This is a genomic window from Bacillus thuringiensis, assembly GCF_001182785.1.
In the GTDB taxonomy this organism is placed as follows: Bacteria; Bacillota; Bacilli; order Bacillales; family Bacillaceae_G; genus Bacillus_A; species Bacillus_A thuringiensis_S.
In genome coordinates, this window is sequence record NZ_CP012101.1 from 137,465 (window position 1) to 153,636 (window position 16,172).

Consider the following 16,172-nt stretch of genomic DNA (forward strand, 5'->3'; position numbering starts at 1 on the left):
ATTTTCTAGAACTAATGATTAAAACATACATATAAATTTATTTTACATACACAATAGATATATTTACTTAATACATAAAGAGGGTATTTGTCGCTACATTATTTATACAATAAGTTTTGTATTTTTTCTTTCTCTATACTTCCAAAAGTCTGATGGCAGACTTTATAGGAAGTATTACAGATATAAAACTAGATATTCAGATTTTATATCCTGAATAACATTTTAGCAACAGTAAAGCATAGCATTTATTCCGTTCCACTCAAAACGTTATAATAGAAGTAAAAGAAAAATACTTAGATTCAGCTTTAATTCAGTAAAAAATTCGATTTCACTTAAGTAAGTGCTGATGAATTTTGTCTCTGATAGCAACTGCTATAAATTCTTCAATAGAGCTATTTGTTTCACTTGTAATTTCTTTCATATATTTGTATTCCTTACTTGTAAGTATGACAGACTTCGTTACTGTGTTACTATCCAAATATACACTTTGATTCATTCTTGGGACAATTTTCCCTTCTAATATATAGGGCGTTAACTCTTCGATCCATTCCATTTGAATTCCTGGTGGTAATGTAATTAATGATTGACGAATCTCAAAATACCAAAATGTCTTTTCTTCTGAAATTTTTATATTTCTTGGAGACACGTACTGCAATATATTATCGATTATGTGAAAAATGTTGCTTCGTAATCGCTCAGATTTTGGAAAACGAAACTTAACAAACCTTTGATGATGGCTTCTAGGTTTATCCGATAATATATAAGCAGACTCATATCCTTCTTTTAATGCCTCACTAAGTGTCATATTAGTCCCAAATTCATCAAGAACTATAATATCACCACGTTTTGGAATAGAAATAACACGTGCCAATGTATTTCCCTTTACAAACTTTTGAAATAATACTACATTATGCTTCTGCGAAAATGTATATACAGGATTAACTTGTTCTATTTGCTGAACAAGTTCACGAATATCCTCCTCCTTCACAAATTTCGTTTGTCGGTTACGATGTTCTATTAAAGAATAAACTAACTTTCCTTCCTCTATCCATTTTTCAAGTTGATTCATACTAATATGGTACTCTTTACTTGCCTGGTATAAAGTAATACCCTCAATTTTACATTCTTCTTTTACTTTCTCTACTTCTTCTCTACTAAATAAGAAACTTCCATCTAAACGCCACGTATCCTTATTGATTGGCGTTAGCTTTCCTTGCTTCATTAAATTATTAAAAATAAAGTGACTAATGTCTAAGTAGCCTTTTACTTCATTTGTAGTCATAGTCATTTCATATACGCTAAGCATTCTAATTCCTCCTCACACCTCTTAATTTACATAATAATATTATGTAAATTAAATTTTATATAATTTATATTTTAATTAAATTATAACATATATCGACATTCATACCAGTTTTCAAATTACAACAACACCTAATTTGATTTAATTTTAAAATTAGATTTTAATAAATTTTAAAAAATACTAACTAAATGTAAATTTTGAAACTATAATATAAGCATAGAAAATGGGAGATTTTCTATAGTCATTGTATATTTATATTTTATAAAGTTTAATCTTAATATATAATTTATTTTCTAATTGATTAAGTTATAATATTTAATATAAAAGGAATTTATAAGGAGTTGAATAACATTGAAATTTGAATTAGATACTCTTCAAAGTGAGACTTCTTTAGAAAACATAGAGAAACAAAAGCAAAATTTTACAAACATAATTGCATTATGGAACCATGATTATATAAATGAAGCGGAATTAAAAAAGGAAAATAATGAAAGAGAAGATTCATATACATATGAAGGGTTTTCAGATGAAGAGATATTGTATTACTACTTGAATCGACAAACACATTTTGACCAAGAAAAACGGATTAAGGATGCATCAAGAACCCTATATGCACGTGATCTAAGTCAGTTTTATTTCTTTATTAAACAAAGTGCGGAATTTCTAAAGAAAGATGTAAAAGATTATAAAGTTGGTCAAGTCTGGAGAAACCTTAGAAAACGACATATCCGTAATTATCAAAAATGGTTGTCACAGGAGGCGATCTCCTATCAATCTAAAAATAAATACAAGCCATCTACAATTAGTAGAAAGCTTGGTGTTATTCGTTCCTATTTGAAATGGCTATATGAAATCCAATATATTCAGGACCCTTTACATGTTGAGATACTAAGTACAACTGTAAATAAACAGCATAAACCTAAACGGGAGTTATCATATGAGGAAGTAAAACAGTTGCTTCATTACTACAAGGATAATGAAATCAATTACGCTTTATTGTCAGTCCTAGCTACTACAGGGTTACGTGTTGCAGAAGTCGCACATGCAAAGTGGGAGGATCTTGAGTATGACGCTATACGAGGACGATATTATTTAAAGGTTGATACAAAGGGAGATAATGAGCGGATTGTTTCCATTAATAAGGAGATTTTTAATCGGATTGCCGCATTTCGAATGCGGAGAAGATTACCTATAGACATTGGGAATAGAAATGGTGGAACATTATTTCAAACTAAAAACCATACTGCTTATAGAGAGAATTATTTGTCACAATATATTTCTAAAATCATTAAGGATACTCAGCTACCCTTTACAGAGAATATCGGGATTACTCCCCACTTCTTTAGACATTTTTATGTACAGTACTTATATGATTACAAAGGATTACCACCTCATATTATCGCAGCTGCAGTAGGTCATAGAAATGATCGTACTACGAAAGAAAATTATTTGAATCAGCGATTGACGAAAGATAATGATGCCGGTAATCTAATTTTGGAAGATGAATTTTAATTAAACGCTCTATAATTAGTTTACAGTACTTAAATCCGGTCATATTTAAATGTGTAATTTTTATATAATTAAAATTGATTTTTAAACCTTTTCTCATGACTGTCATTACAGTTTATACAGTTTACATTAATTCTCCGCCAAGATTCTTTGATAATATAGTCTATCTATAGGGAACCTTGTCGTGCTTTGTTATAAAATATTTAGAAAAATTCACATCAAAACTTTTTGCAAGTTAAAAGTTGATTTTATTTAGCAGTGTTAATTTATTAGTTGTAAATAATTCATAAGCTAATTTTTTTGTTCTAATAACAACTATTTCTGAAAATTCAAGCTCTCTACCGACCTTTACCACTTTGGTAGTGTTCGTAATAGTATTATTTGTATTAACCTCAACGATATCCTCTAAAGAAATATTTATTATTGCGCTTTGCCATGTAATGGTTAATTTTTCTTTTGATTTAATAATTTCTATCTCTGTCATATTGCTAGTAACTCCCTAATCTATTTGTGTTTATCTATATAATAGAGTATATGTCTAGAATAGAAACCAGCCAATTTCATATATATTCACTCAGCCATTGTGTAAATAGGTAATTCTGGTATAAAGGTTCTTAAAGGATAAAAATTTAGATTAAGCGCTATTAAATCTTATGTAATTTTATATAAATGAAACTGCAGTTTGGTCACGAACTGCAGTTTCATTTATATATATAGATTGAATTGAATTGATTCAATCCCTTTATCCATGTCTCTTTTTAGCTTTTTGCTGATTTTGCATCAGAATCCCTTTAATTTGAGTAAGAGGCTATTTAGAATTTTTCATCTATCTTTATATAATTAGTACTAAAAACCTAAAAGATACTCCAGCATTCTTTTAAGGAAAGTAGCTTTAGTACTTTAATACCAGCTATACTATTTCCGTTTGCATCTAGAGCTGGTCCAAAAATACCAATTCCCATTTCTCCTTTTACGCAGCCGAATATTCCACCGGAAACGCCACTCTTCGCGGGAATCCCTACGCGAATTGCAAATTCACCAGATTCGTTGTACATGCCACATGTGACCATAAAGGTTTTACAAATTTTTGTTATATGTTTCGGAACAATTTGTTTTTTTCTATATGGGTCATATCCATCCATTGCAAAAATTAAACCTATCCGTGCTAAATCAATACAGTTTACCTCAATTGCACATTGCCTTGTGTATAAATCCATTAACGCCTCTACATCTCCATGAATAATATCATTTTGCTTCATGTAGTAGCAAAGAGAGCGATTTAAGTAAGCTGTTTCTAATTCAGAGACGGCTACTTTTAAAGAGTAATTAATGGTAGGATTATCCGTAATATCACGCACAAAGGAAAGAATCCGTTCCATCTTCTCGTCATTACTATCCCCTGTTAGCATACTTGTAATTGCTAGTGCTCCTGCGTTAATCATTGGATTGAGTGGCTTAGAAGGGCTAGCTGTTTCTAATTTAATAATAGAATTAAATGGATCACCAGTTGGCTCCATTCCAACTTTAGAAAATACATACTCTTCGCCGCAGTCTAAAAGCGCAAGTGCAAGCGTAATTACTTTTGAAATACTTTGAAGTGTAAAGAGCGTTTGTGAGTTACCGGCATGAATATAATCTGTCTCTTTATGATAAATTGCAATCCCTAAATCATCTAGATTCGCATTTCCTAGTTCTGGGATATAAGTAGCCAGTTTCCCTTTTTTTGTATATGTTTGTACTTGCTCTAACAATTGTTCTAGGTTATTTGTTTGAATGCACTGCATCACTAATACGTCCCTTTCCTAATTATTAATTGTATTCTAATTATCAAAATTCTCTATTTCCTCAACTTGATAGCTGTGTTCATAATCTGTATTTAATAATCGACCTGAATAAAAGTGCGTCTTCAGAATCCTAGAAATTGACTCCTCTGTATTTAAGTAAATATCTTTGTTAACCAATCTTTTGTTTGGTTTTTTCGTTGTTCCAGCATTCAGTATTCTTTAAATTAGGAATATTAGTTGCATAGAAAATTGGATCCTTTCCAGCTTTCTTTTGTCTTATATAATCTTTGAGTGCAGAGAAAGCATATTTTCCAAGGAAAATAATTGCAATGAGATTAAAAATGGCCATAATCCCCATGAATAGATCTGCAATATCCCATACAATTTGAATTGTAGCTATAGAACCGAGCATTACCATACCAATTACTGAAATACGATATATCATTAATAATGTCTTACTACCACTTAAAAACTCAATGTTTGTTTCACCATAGTAATAGTTCCCAACGAGAGAACTAAAGGCAAATAGAAAAATTGCTACCGCTACAAAGATAGGTGCCCATGGACCGATATGAGTTTTTAATGCTTCTTGTGTTAATTGAATTCCATTCAAGTCTGTAGAATTGTGCATATCGGATAGAAGGATCATAAATGCAGTACAACTACAAATTATTAGTGTATCAGTAAAAACACCAAGCGTTTGAATAAATCCTTGTTTAACAGGATGAGTAACATTGGCAGTCGCAGCTGCGTTTGGAGCGCTTCCCATACCAGCTTCATTTGAAAATAAACCACGCTTTACTCCTAGAAGAATCGCAGCACCAAGTCCTCCGCCTACAACTTCCTTTATACCAAAAGCATGCAGCAAAATTTCTTTAAATAGAATAGGAACTTGCGTAATATTTGTAATAACCACAAATAGTGCAACACCAACATAAAGAATCGCCATAAATGGTACAATCATTTCTGCAACACGAGCAATCCGTTTTACGCCTCCAAAAATAATTATTGCGATTAAGCTAACTAGTATACAGCCGACAATTTTAGGTTCCATATTGAATGCGCTTTCAAATGCTAGCGAAACTGTATTCGCTTGAACAGCATTAAATACCAGACCAAAGCAAACTGTAATTAAAATTGAGAAAACAACTCCCATCCAACGTTTATTTAATCCTTTTTCCATATAGTAAGCTGGACCGCCTCGAAATTTATTACCATCTTTTACTTTGTATATTTGAGCAAGTGTACTTTCTACAAATGCAGAAGCTCCCCCAATTAATGCGATAAGCCACATCCAAAATATTGCACCGGGTCCGCCTGTGGAAATCGCAATTGCTACACCGGCTAAATTTCCTGTACCAACGCGAGAAGCTGTACTCATGCAAAATGCTTGAAAAGAAGAAACTCCATTTTTTTCTTTTTGTGCTTTACGAGTTGAGGAACTTGCGCCATCACTAAGTAAGCGAATCATTTCACCAATATAGCGAAATTGTACAAACCTTGTCTTAATTGTAAAATAGCACCCAATCCCAATTAAAAGAGCAATTAGGATGTAACCCCATAAAAATTCATTTGTTATTCCAATGAATTTGTGGATGGAAGTGATTACATCTTTGATGAAATCCATATGATTAATCCCCCTTATTCTAATGAATATATTTATCTAAAAAAACGTGAATTCAATTGGACAAAAAATAAGCGGAAACATGATCTTCAAATTTTTTTATTAGCACTCAGATACTATTTTCGTTTATATATTTTCTCTTTGTACACGAATCAGACGTCTTTTTAGAGTTACATTGTTCCAATGATTACAATTTCCCTAATGATCTTACGTAGTAGAGAATTGTTTATTTCTTCCAGAAATCATCAAACCGATCAAACCACCAAGTAAGGCTATTAAAACCCATCCCATTCCTTCATTATATAAAGGAACATGTTGCATGAAAGTAAGCAGCGAGTCACTAGCCAGTTCTGCTGTTTCTAATCCTTGTATTATACTAATCAGTAATGCTCCTAAAACTGCTCCAACATAGACAGCCTGCTTATCTTTTATATAACGATCAAAAAAAGCGAGAATAATTAACACTATTGCTACAGGATAGATAACAATTAGGATAGGTAGGGAAAGTTTAATTAGCATAGACAAACCAAGGTTTGATACTCCAAAGCTAAATAAGCAAATAATTAAAATGATTTTGTTATAAGAAATCTTTGGAAATAGTGTTGTGAAAAATCTCCCACATGCTGAAACTAGTCCTACAGATGTAGTTAAACATGCGAATAACATCGTAATTCCTAATAAGGAAAGACCATATTGCCCAAATAAATGTTGTACTACATTTGTTAATAACACACTTCCGTTTTCAAATGTGCCAAATGTTTGAGAAGTAGCTCCAATATAAGCAAGTGATATATATATGATAGATAATCCAAGTGCGGCTATAAGCCCTGCTGCTATAGTAGATTTAGCAATGGATTTTTTATTTGTAACACCTTTTTCTTTTATAGCGTTAATTACAATAATTCCAAATACGAGAGCAGCAAGGGCATCCATTGTTAAAAATCCTTCAATAAATCCTTTGAAAAAAGGAGCTTCCTGATATGAATCAGTGGGTGTTGAAATAGATCCAACTGGTGAAGAAATTGCTTTAATAATAATAATACTAATCATGATTAGTAACAGCGGGGTTAAATATTTTCCAATTCTATCTACCAATTTAGAGGGATTTAAAGATAGATAATACGTTATAGTGAAATATATAAATGTGTACAGAAGTAATATATACCATTGATTTTGCATGGTGTTACTTAAAAAGGGGGCAACTGCCATTTCATATGAAACAGTGCCTGTACGAGGAATGGCGAAAAAAGGGCCAATTGCTAAATAAATGATAAGAGGAATAATAACACCACAGGCGGGGTGAATCCTACTAGCAAGGGTACTAACATTTCCACCAAAAAGGGAAATAGCAGCAATGGCTAGTAATGGAAGTCCAATACTACTCACAACAAATCCCGAAATCGATATCCAAATATTCGTTCCAGATGAATATCCTAATAATGGAGGGAATATCATATTACCTGCACCAAAAAATATTGCAAACAGCATAAGTCCAATAGGGATTGTTTCTTTCAAGGTTAACGATTGTTTCATAGAGCACTCTCCTTTTTTGACGAAAAATGTCGAAATTTTAGTTTTTTTCATTATAGCATATGTTATTAGAAAATAAAGAAAAATAAAAATGGGAATAATTTCTTAATCCACTTAAAATACCGTTTTAAGTGGATTAAATCATATAAATCCCCAAATTCCATAAAATCAATTAATAAAAATACACAGATATTTTAAAATTAAACATTCGTATATTGAAATTTCAATAAATAATTATCATTTTTTCCTAGAAGACTCCTTCCTCAAGGAACTCCAATGGGAGATGAATCGTGTCACTATTAGTTGAAACAGAAGTGCAAGAACTTCCAAAAACAAATTCTTACATCGAAATGGCTGTAGAACTATAAGATTTTGCCATTTTGTCAGATGGAATGACCTAGAAAATTCCGAATTTTTTCGATCATTAGAAGAGAAGTTAGCGAAAGCACAACTTATTCTTTCTAGACGAACGAAAGAATCTTCTCGCCGGAATAAATAACGAGTAAAAGTAGCTAGAATTCATGAACATATAGAAAATACTAGAAAATATTACTTGCACAAAATCTCAACTGATAACATCAAAAATCATGATGTTATCGATATAAAGGATTTGTAAGTATTGAATATATTAAAGAATCATAGGTTAGCAAAAGCAATTAGTGAGGTATCATGGTCACAGTTTCGAGCCATGTTAGAATACAAACCCAAGTGGTACGGCAAACAAGTCATTGTCGTATTGAAAACATTTGCTTCGATCTAATTATGATCTTGTTGTGGATATCAAAACAAAGACGTTTAAACTCTATGATACTGCCCTACTTGTCGTACACACCATGATAGGGAGATTAACGCAAGTATCAATCTAAAGAATGAAGCGATAAGGCCTCTAACCGTAAGGACTATGGAGATGTCCTAAATGAATTGAAAGTGAGGATAGTTTAAAACTACTTTCTACTTTATCCCTCTCAAAATAATTAAATTCAATGAATAAAATTTAATTATAGAAAAATAATAATAAAAAAAACGGATTATTATACATATTAAGAGGTGAACTCATGTCCTTAATTGAAGAAACCTTAGAAACTAAGACAGATAAAACCATTGAAAAGATCCAAACGAGTAACTTACAAAAGCTTAAAGATATACTAGATAACATCTTTGATATTAGTGCAGATTTGATTGAACATCCTTTGCAATTAAAAACAAACACGAATATTTTACTATATTATTTTGAAGGTCTTACAGATGGTGTTGCATTAAAAAGCAATGTTGTTACACCATTATTACAAGGAGTAAATGAAGACAGTCAAATATTTAATTCTAATATTATTGCTACCCATACCAAAATAGTATATACATGGAATGAAATTAAAGAAGGATTACTTGAGGGTCAATGTGTACTGTTTATGGAGGGCGAAAAGCGGTCACTTCTAATAAATACAAAAGGCTGGGCAGAGAGATCAATTCAAGAACCGATTTCAGAAGTTACTATTAAAGGCTCACATGATGGTTTTATTGAGAATGCCACAAAAAATATAGGCCTAATTCGTCGATATATTCCCTCTACAGAGCTGAAAATCAAAAAGCTGACGATTGGAGAACGAGCCACTTCTTTAGTCTATTTGATTTACTTAGGTGATGTAGCAAACGCAGATGTAGTCCAAGAAATAGAAACTAGAATCTGTAATATTAAAACGGATACGGTATTGAGCATTGGAGAACTGTCTAATTTTACAAAGGATCAAAATTGGACTCCTTTTCCACAGGCTTATTTAAGCGAACGCCCAGATGCAATTTCAAATCATATACTTGATGGAAAAGTAGCAGTGTTGATGGATAGGTCCCCGGGTGCAATGGTTGTTCCTATGAATTTGATTGGATTTTTTCAGACTCCTGATGATTATAATATTCATTGGCTCATTGCATCATTTTTTCGTTTATTACGATTTGCAGGATTTATTATAGCGATTTTTTTACCCGCAATTTATATTGCTATAGTCTCTTTTCACTTTGAAATCATTCCAATAGACTTATACACTTCTATTGCAACGTCAAGAGTCAAAGTTCCTTTCTCTCCCCTATTGGAAGCTTTTATAATGGAAATTACACTCGAAATGCTACGTGAAGCTGGTATTCGCTTACCACAACCAATTGGACAAACAATTGGAATTGTTGGAGGGATTGTAATTGGGCAGGCGGCTGTTCAAGCTGGTCTTGTGAGTAACGTTATGGTTATTATCGTATCTATTACCGCCATTGCATCATTTATTGTTTCTAATTATGACTTATCAAGTTCTATACGCCTTATTCGCTTTCCAATGATGTTATTGGCATACTTTTATGGGATTGTAGGTATTGTTAGTGGATTAATGCTTTTATTTGCTCATTTTGTTTCACTAACTTCCTATGGTTCACCATACGGATTGCCAATCGCACCATTTCGGCTTCAAGAGTTAAAAGATTCTTTTGTAAGATTTCCTATTTCTATGATCACCACCCGCCCGAGTACAGGACAGCCGAAACAAAAAAAGAAAAAAGAAGGTGATTCGCATGGGGAATCTTAAATTTCAAAACATAACTTTATTTGAATTTATTGTTTTCATCCATTCACTGCAACTTGCATCAGGTATGTTAATTATGCCAAGTCCACTTGCTACTACCGCTGGCACAGATGGCTGGATTTCTATCATTCTTGGTTGGATAACTACTTCTATAATTGGCGTATTTATTATATTAATGTTACAAAAAAGTCCTGACAAAAATTTCTCACAAATCTTAAACACATACTTTGGTAAATGGATAGGAACAATTCTTTTTCTTTTATATGCCTTTTATCTATTTTTTGCTGGTCTTAATACTTTATTAAAGGCAACTGATATTGTAAAAGTGTGGATATTCCCTTCCATTCCTGCTTATCAAATCGCCATATTATTACTATTGCCTTTTATTATTTTAGTCCTGAGTGGGTTAAGGGCTCTTACTAGTTATTCTATGCTTGTTTTCTTCTTCACTACTTGGATGCCATTATTTCTTCTTTTTTCATTAAAGACTATGTATGCTCCTTTACACCTACTACCTATTTTAAAAGATGGTATATACCCTATTATAAAAGCAACGAAAGAAACCATTACCCCTTATGCTGGCTTAGAAATTGCATATTTTATTTATCCGTTCTTACAAAAAAAACAACAAGCTATAAAGGGACTACTAATTGCGAATACTGGAACCATGTTTTTCTATTTATATGTGACTATTCTCTCTTATATATACTTTAGTCCGGAGGGGATAAAAGACGTAATTTGGCCAGTATTTCATCTGTTAAAAGGAGTTCGTTTTTCTTTCATAGAACGATTAGAAATTATATATATCGCTTACTATTTAATTGTATTCTCCACTACAATATATCCATATTTATTTTTCAGTTTTGAGTCTGTGACCATTTCACTTCAAAAAAACGCTCGCAATTGGGCGCTGGTTGGTTTTATGGTATTAATTGTCGGCTTATTTATTTTTCTAAATCCCAATGTGGATCAATATTTATTTATATATTCTTTTGTGGATATCTTAAATATCATTTTCTTTATTCTATTACCAATTTTATTTTTCATTTACAGCATTCTTTTTGCTTGGGTTACTAGGAGGAAACAACTTTGATTCGAAAATGGATATGGATTGTAATTTGTTGTGTATATTTAATTGGTTGTAGTCAGAGAATTCCTCTTGAGAAGGTTTCATTAATCCTATTAATTGGCTTGGATAGAACCCCTAATGGAGACATAAAAGTTGGCACAAGCATCCCACTCTTTCATCAGAAACAGCAACAGAGTACTATAGAGCATTGGACACAGGCGTCAACTGTATATAATGGATTCAGTAAGATAGATACAAAGTTAACAGGCTATATGACAGCCTCCAAAGCTGAAATCATTTTAATTGGAAAAAAATTGGCGCAAGAATCAAATTGGTTGCAGGAACTTGATTCTTCCTACCGTGATCCTTACGCTACCATAAATGCTAAAGTAGTACTTGTAGATGGACCCGCAGATGAAATTTTTAAAGTTCATAAGCCTAGTAAACCATCACTACCATCTTATATAAATGGTGTAATCGAGTCTTCAATTCAAAATAATCAATCCGTCTCTTCTACAATTCAACAATTAATGAGAGAACAAAATGAAGAAGGAATGACACAAACTGTTCCAATTATCAAAAAAACAAAGAATGAAATCGACACAGTAGGAATTGCGTTTTTAAATCGACAAGGAAAATATTTAACTCATATCCCTAAAAAAGACGTTAAGTTCTTCAATCTTATAAATAAGTCAAAAAATACAGGACGAATGATACTACACCTTGTGCTTCCTCCTAAAAAATCCAACAAAAAACCAAACACATCTATCTTCGTACAGAATGCGACAAGGAAGATAGATGTTAGTTTTAAAAATGGAAAGTTTGTATTTAATCTCGATATAAACGCTAATGTAGCCTTAGTAGAAAAAAACAATGCGAATTTAATGAAGGGGCACTATGATAATAAAAAAAATATAAATAATTTAGAAAGTGCTATTGAAAAAGAAGTTAATAAGAAGTTACAAAATATGTTGTATGAAATACAGCAGAATAAAATTGATCCAATCGGATTATCCCTATACGCTAGAGCCTATCAATATAAAGAGTGGAAAAAAGTAAAAGGAGATTGGTTGAAAGCGTTAGCAGAGGCTAAAATAAATGTAAAGACACATGTCAAAATAAAAGATACCGGAACCGTTAGAAATTAAGCGTCCTGTTGCTGGGCCGTGGATTCAAGATGATAAATCAAGTATTAATTATGTAATTGGCAAAGATATATTAGATGCTTATTTTAATTTAAAAAATCCACGATTAAATGGAGAAACTGCAAAAGTGAATGATTCAAAAGATGAGCAGAACACATAAAAACGTCTCTAGCATTTAAATGAGCTCGAGACGTTTTTATGTGTTTTATATATATTAATTTCAATGGCTAAAAGTTGATATTTCTATATCGTCTTTTGCCAAATGTCAACTTTAAATTCTACTGAAAATTTAACAGCCAGATGAGCCTTATGTTTATCTCCAGCTCTGCAACAGAACTATTTCAATTTTTAAGATGCATCTTCAAACTGACTATTGTATAGATCCGCATAGAATCCTTTCTTTGCAATCAATTCTTCATGATTACCACTTTCAATAATGTCTCCATCTTTCATAACCAAAATCAAATCGGCATTTCTAATTGTTGAAAGTCTGTGTGCAATCACAAATGATGTTTTACCCACCATCAATTTATCCATTGCTTCTTGAATAAGCGCTTCAGTACGAGTGTCAACCGAACTAGTAGCCTCATCTAAAATAAGTAACGGAGCTTTTTTTACCATGGCCCTTGCAATAGTAAGAAGCTGTTTTTGCCCTACAGATAAGCTCGCTTTATCATTTAATGCTGTATCGTAACCTTTAGGCAAAGTTCTAATAAAATGGTCCAAACCTACTGCTTTACAAGCCGCAACTACTTCTTCATCAGTTACATCTACTTTGTTATAAATTATATTTTCCTTAATCGTACCTTCAAATAACCAAGTATCTTGTAACACCATACAAAATAGATCATGAACATTTTTACGAGTAATTGAATTAGTCGGTACATCCTCAATTTTTATTTCACCGCTATCAACTTCATAGAAACGCATAAGGAGGTTCACAAGCGTTGTTTTTCCAGCACCGGTAGGTCCAACAATTGCAACTTTTTGGCCGGCTTTTATATGAGCAGAGAAATCTTTAATAATACGATTCTCTTTCGTATATCCAAATTTAACATTTTTAAATTCCACATTACCTTTGACATCATTGGCATGTAATATAGATTCTTTGTCACTTTCGTCTTCAAGCTCAGCTTCGTCTAAGAATTCAAATACACGTTCGCTTGCTGCAGCAGTTGACTGCAAACTTGTTGCCGCTTGTGCTAACTGAAACAATGGCTGCGTAAATAAGCGAATATAAACCATAAATGAAACAATAACACCAAATTTTTATGAAACATTATTTTTTATTTGACTTTGATTCACTTTATTATAGTAACCGTGTTTTACTACTTGCCTAACATCATCTACTTCAAATCCCATTATTTCTGTAATATCTACAACAATTGTATTCTGTAGAACACTGACTACATATCCGGTTAATTCTAAATTAGGATTTTTACGATATAAAAATTGAACGTAATCCCCAATTGTTACTTTTGATTTATGCTCCATTTGGTACCCCCTGAATCGTCCTTAATTATTCGTTAGTTTTCCCAATTTTTACTTCTTTATACTGTTTAGCAAGTCTATAAATTTTAGCTTAATGGCGATGTGGGGTAGGACCCCTACATAATGAATACAAAAATGTGAGAGTATATTCATCCTCAGATGTGTTTAAATTATTACTCAGGATATTTAGTTTGTTGTTCCATATGTTTTGCAACGTCACTTAAGGGTTGCATCTCCTTTAAAAAAGCATTTACATCAATAAATAATACTCACTAAACTCATCATAACAGCCAGTGAGTTCAATTATACTTGGTACTCAGGTTCAAGATAAAGCGTATTACATCGGCAAAGAATCATAAATAACTCGTTAATTTTCCCACCTAGAATAAAGGTAGCTTCATATTGAAACCGTCCATTTCTAAATATAGTTCCTGTAATGTCTCTATACCTTATTGATGTTTCCACTGTCATAATCATCACCTCAAAGAAGTGATTCTATGCATGGCTGCTAAACACCTTCTACAAGATGGGTGTTTTTGACCATCCCCCGAAAAAGGGGAATAAGACGAAATATATCAAATAGATTTTAGTTAGATATGTCTATACAAGATAGTGGTACGGAAACGATTCAAGGAATAACCCGCCACATAAAGTAGGGATTACGCCAGCCTTTCGGAAAAAAACCCGTTAAGAATATGCATAAATTTATATAATTTTTCGAGTAATCCAGTAACAAACGAGAACCCGAAAACCGCACCATGATAGGAATGTATAAAAAATGCATAGTTCCATAGAACAAAAAAGGGGGATTCCCTGTGAGAGTAAGGGTCTGCCTTTTTCCTTGCTACCGATAATGAGACGTTATGTTAACCGAGCATGTATACGGGGTTCAGTCGAGGTACGTGTAAAAACGGGTCATAGAGTGGAATTCATTTCCATTGTATGACCCCCTTTTATTTTAATATGCATATGTGCATTGGCTTTTGTATCATTTGCATAAAGTTAGGTAATTAAAAAAAGATTGATAATTCGTAGGAAAGTTGGATAAAAACTGTTTCTTATTTTTGAAGAGATCTTTAAGGCTTTAATTTAATTTTCAAAGCTACAAACAGCTACTATTTTATGAAATGAAGCAATTATTTAATATTTATGCAACTTATACTTTACAAAAGGTAATATATAAGTTACATTATTCTGTGGAGGGTGTTATATGAAAAATCACGTGAAAATTGCTCGTGTCAAAGCAGATTTAACACAACAGCAGCTTGCTGATGAAGTTGGTATTACAAGACAAACCGTCAGTCTAATTGAAAAAGGGAAATATAACCCGTCACTAAAGCTATGTTTACAAATTTGCTATGCCGTAAATGCAAACTTAAACGAAATATTTTGGATAAATCAGGAGGATTTTGAATGAAGAAGATTACAGATGAAAGACTCATTTTAAGGAATTTGAAAAATGTTAGAATTACGTATATTGTCCAAACAATCGGTATTTTATGCATTCTTGGTTACGATCTATTTCAAGGTGGACTTGATGGGATGCGTGAAAACCCACTTTGGATGGTATTTATTTTAACATCTGTTGTATCTGCCTATTTATCAATAAGTGTTAGTGTGGAACATGAAAAGGAAATAAAAAATCCAAAGAAATCACTTATAGTTAGTATGGTAGTACTAATTATTATTGTAGTGACTGTTGCATATCTTACTTCTATTACCCCAACCTTTAGCTGGATTAATGGCTTATTAGTAGGAGCCATTATATTTATTTGTGGGTGTATACCGATGTATTATGTATATAGATTAAGAATAAAGCAAGAACAAGATTTAGAAGATGAATAGAGAAAGGGAATAACATTGGTGTCATTTTTTAAAGAAGTAAAACTAGTTTGCCATATTTGTTGTAAAGAAATTGTTGAAGGGAAAGAATTTATTGTGCGGTTGAACCTACCAACTAAATCAAGAATGCCTGTCGGGGTGTTAGATAAAGTATTGGTAAAAAATGAGAAAGAGATTTTGTGTGATTAATGTAATCATCAGAATACATCTGAATAATTGATTGTAGCACGCCCTGAAACATTAGATATCTAAATGTTAATGCCGGTTTATTCAATGATGTATTAAAGTATTTTTATAACATTTTTATATGATGG

Annotated in this window: 12 protein-coding genes and 2 pseudogenes; 7 read left to right on the top strand and 7 right to left on the bottom strand. The window is 32.2% G+C overall.

Annotated features, from left to right (window positions below; all coding sequences use genetic code 11):
- Positions 1 to 328: 328 nt before the first annotated feature.
- Complete coding sequence (locus AC241_RS30145; RefSeq protein ID WP_050845478.1) at positions 329 to 1,306, bottom strand: hypothetical protein; 978 nt, start codon at positions 1,304 to 1,306, stop codon at positions 329 to 331.
- A gap of 348 nt (positions 1,307 to 1,654) precedes the next feature.
- Here AC241_RS30145 and AC241_RS30150 point away from each other — a divergent pair, with 348 nt between their 5' ends.
- Complete coding sequence (locus AC241_RS30150) at positions 1,655 to 2,815, top strand: tyrosine-type recombinase/integrase (protein WP_016083379.1); 1,161 nt, start codon at positions 1,655 to 1,657, stop codon at positions 2,813 to 2,815.
- A 232-nt stretch (positions 2,816 to 3,047) separates the two neighbouring features.
- Here the strand turns inward: AC241_RS30150 and AC241_RS30155 are convergent, their stop codons facing one another.
- The 4 genes from AC241_RS30155 to brnQ all read right to left on the bottom strand — a co-directional run bounded on the left by AC241_RS30155 (position 3,048) and on the right by brnQ (position 7,753).
- Positions 3,048 to 3,296 carry a SunI/YnzG family protein gene (locus AC241_RS30155; RefSeq protein WP_016083378.1) on the bottom strand — a complete coding sequence of 83 codons (249 nt, stop codon included), beginning with the start codon at positions 3,294 to 3,296 and terminating at the stop codon, positions 3,048 to 3,050.
- A gap of 370 nt (positions 3,297 to 3,666) precedes the next feature.
- Positions 3,667 to 4,596, bottom strand: a complete 930-nt coding sequence (gene glsA / locus AC241_RS30160; protein WP_050845599.1) for a glutaminase A — start codon at positions 4,594 to 4,596, stop codon at positions 3,667 to 3,669.
- A 169-nt stretch (positions 4,597 to 4,765) separates the two neighbouring features.
- Positions 4,766 to 6,223 carry an alanine/glycine:cation symporter family protein gene (locus AC241_RS30165; RefSeq protein WP_050845479.1) on the bottom strand — a complete coding sequence of 486 codons (1,458 nt, stop codon included), beginning with the start codon at positions 6,221 to 6,223 and terminating at the stop codon, positions 4,766 to 4,768.
- 204 nt (positions 6,224 to 6,427) lie between these two features.
- A complete protein-coding gene (brnQ, locus tag AC241_RS30170) occupies positions 6,428 to 7,753 on the bottom strand; it encodes a branched-chain amino acid transport system II carrier protein (protein ID WP_050845480.1) in 1,326 nt (441 codons plus the stop codon).
- 287 nt (positions 7,754 to 8,040) lie between these two features.
- Here brnQ and AC241_RS34480 point away from each other — a divergent pair.
- The 4 genes and pseudogenes from AC241_RS34480 to AC241_RS30185 all read left to right on the top strand — a co-directional run.
- Positions 8,041 to 8,666: pseudogene (locus tag AC241_RS34480) on the top strand (RNA-guided endonuclease TnpB family protein); the annotation flags it as partial.
- Between the two features lie 139 nt (positions 8,667 to 8,805).
- Complete coding sequence (locus tag AC241_RS30175) at positions 8,806 to 10,314, top strand: spore germination protein (RefSeq protein WP_050845481.1); 1,509 nt, start codon at positions 8,806 to 8,808, stop codon at positions 10,312 to 10,314.
- On the top strand, positions 10,301 to 11,404 hold the full coding sequence (locus AC241_RS30180; RefSeq protein ID WP_050845482.1) for a GerAB/ArcD/ProY family transporter: 1,104 nt from the start codon (positions 10,301 to 10,303) through the stop codon (positions 11,402 to 11,404). The genes AC241_RS30175 and AC241_RS30180 overlap by 14 nt, the downstream gene beginning before the upstream one ends.
- A complete protein-coding gene (locus AC241_RS30185) occupies positions 11,401 to 12,528 on the top strand; it encodes a Ger(x)C family spore germination protein (protein WP_050845483.1) in 1,128 nt (375 codons plus the stop codon). The genes AC241_RS30180 and AC241_RS30185 overlap by 4 nt, the downstream gene beginning before the upstream one ends.
- 345 nt (positions 12,529 to 12,873) lie before the next feature.
- Here the strand turns inward: AC241_RS30185 and AC241_RS30190 are convergent.
- Both AC241_RS30190 and AC241_RS30195 read right to left on the bottom strand, forming a co-directional pair.
- Positions 12,874 to 13,791 (bottom strand): annotated as a pseudogene (locus AC241_RS30190) (ABC transporter ATP-binding protein); the annotation flags it as partial.
- Between the two features lie 3 nt (positions 13,792 to 13,794).
- Positions 13,795 to 14,019: a DUF2187 family protein gene (locus AC241_RS30195; protein ID WP_050845484.1), complete on the bottom strand. Its 225-nt coding sequence runs from the start codon at positions 14,017 to 14,019 to the stop codon at positions 13,795 to 13,797.
- A gap of 1,207 nt (positions 14,020 to 15,226) precedes the next feature.
- Between AC241_RS30195 and AC241_RS30200 the strand changes: the two genes are divergently transcribed.
- The gene (locus AC241_RS30200) at positions 15,227 to 15,433 is read left to right on the top strand and encodes a helix-turn-helix transcriptional regulator (RefSeq protein ID WP_050845485.1); all 207 of its coding nucleotides are present in this window, start codon (positions 15,227 to 15,229) and stop codon (positions 15,431 to 15,433) included.
- Positions 15,430 to 15,861: a hypothetical protein gene (locus AC241_RS30205; protein WP_050845486.1), complete on the top strand. Its 432-nt coding sequence runs from the start codon at positions 15,430 to 15,432 to the stop codon at positions 15,859 to 15,861. Before AC241_RS30200 ends, AC241_RS30205 begins: the two co-directional genes overlap by 4 nt.
- Positions 15,862 to 16,172: the final 311 nt, after the last annotated feature.

Bases quoted from the DNA above. Each gene is read 5' to 3' on its own strand.
- AC241_RS30145 (WP_050845478.1), bottom strand. From the start codon at position 1,306: ATGCTTAGCGTATATGAAATGACTATGACTACAAATGAAGTAAAAGGC.
- AC241_RS30155 (WP_016083378.1), bottom strand. From the start codon at position 3,296: ATGACAGAGATAGAAATTATTAAATCAAAAGAAAAATTAACCATTACA.
- glsA (WP_050845599.1), bottom strand. From the start codon at position 4,596: ATGCAGTGCATTCAAACAAATAACCTAGAACAATTGTTAGAGCAAGTA.
- AC241_RS30165 (WP_050845479.1), bottom strand. From the start codon at position 6,223: ATGGATTTCATCAAAGATGTAATCACTTCCATCCACAAATTCATTGGA.
- brnQ (WP_050845480.1), bottom strand. From the start codon at position 7,753: ATGAAACAATCGTTAACCTTGAAAGAAACAATCCCTATTGGACTTATG.
- AC241_RS30175 (WP_050845481.1), top strand. From the start codon at position 8,806: ATGTCCTTAATTGAAGAAACCTTAGAAACTAAGACAGATAAAACCATT.
- AC241_RS30180 (WP_050845482.1), top strand. From the start codon at position 10,301: ATGGGGAATCTTAAATTTCAAAACATAACTTTATTTGAATTTATTGTT.
- AC241_RS30195 (WP_050845484.1), bottom strand. From the start codon at position 14,019: ATGGAGCATAAATCAAAAGTAACAATTGGGGATTACGTTCAATTTTTA.
- AC241_RS30200 (WP_050845485.1), top strand. From the start codon at position 15,227: ATGAAAAATCACGTGAAAATTGCTCGTGTCAAAGCAGATTTAACACAA.
- AC241_RS30205 (WP_050845486.1), top strand. From the start codon at position 15,430: ATGAAGAAGATTACAGATGAAAGACTCATTTTAAGGAATTTGAAAAAT.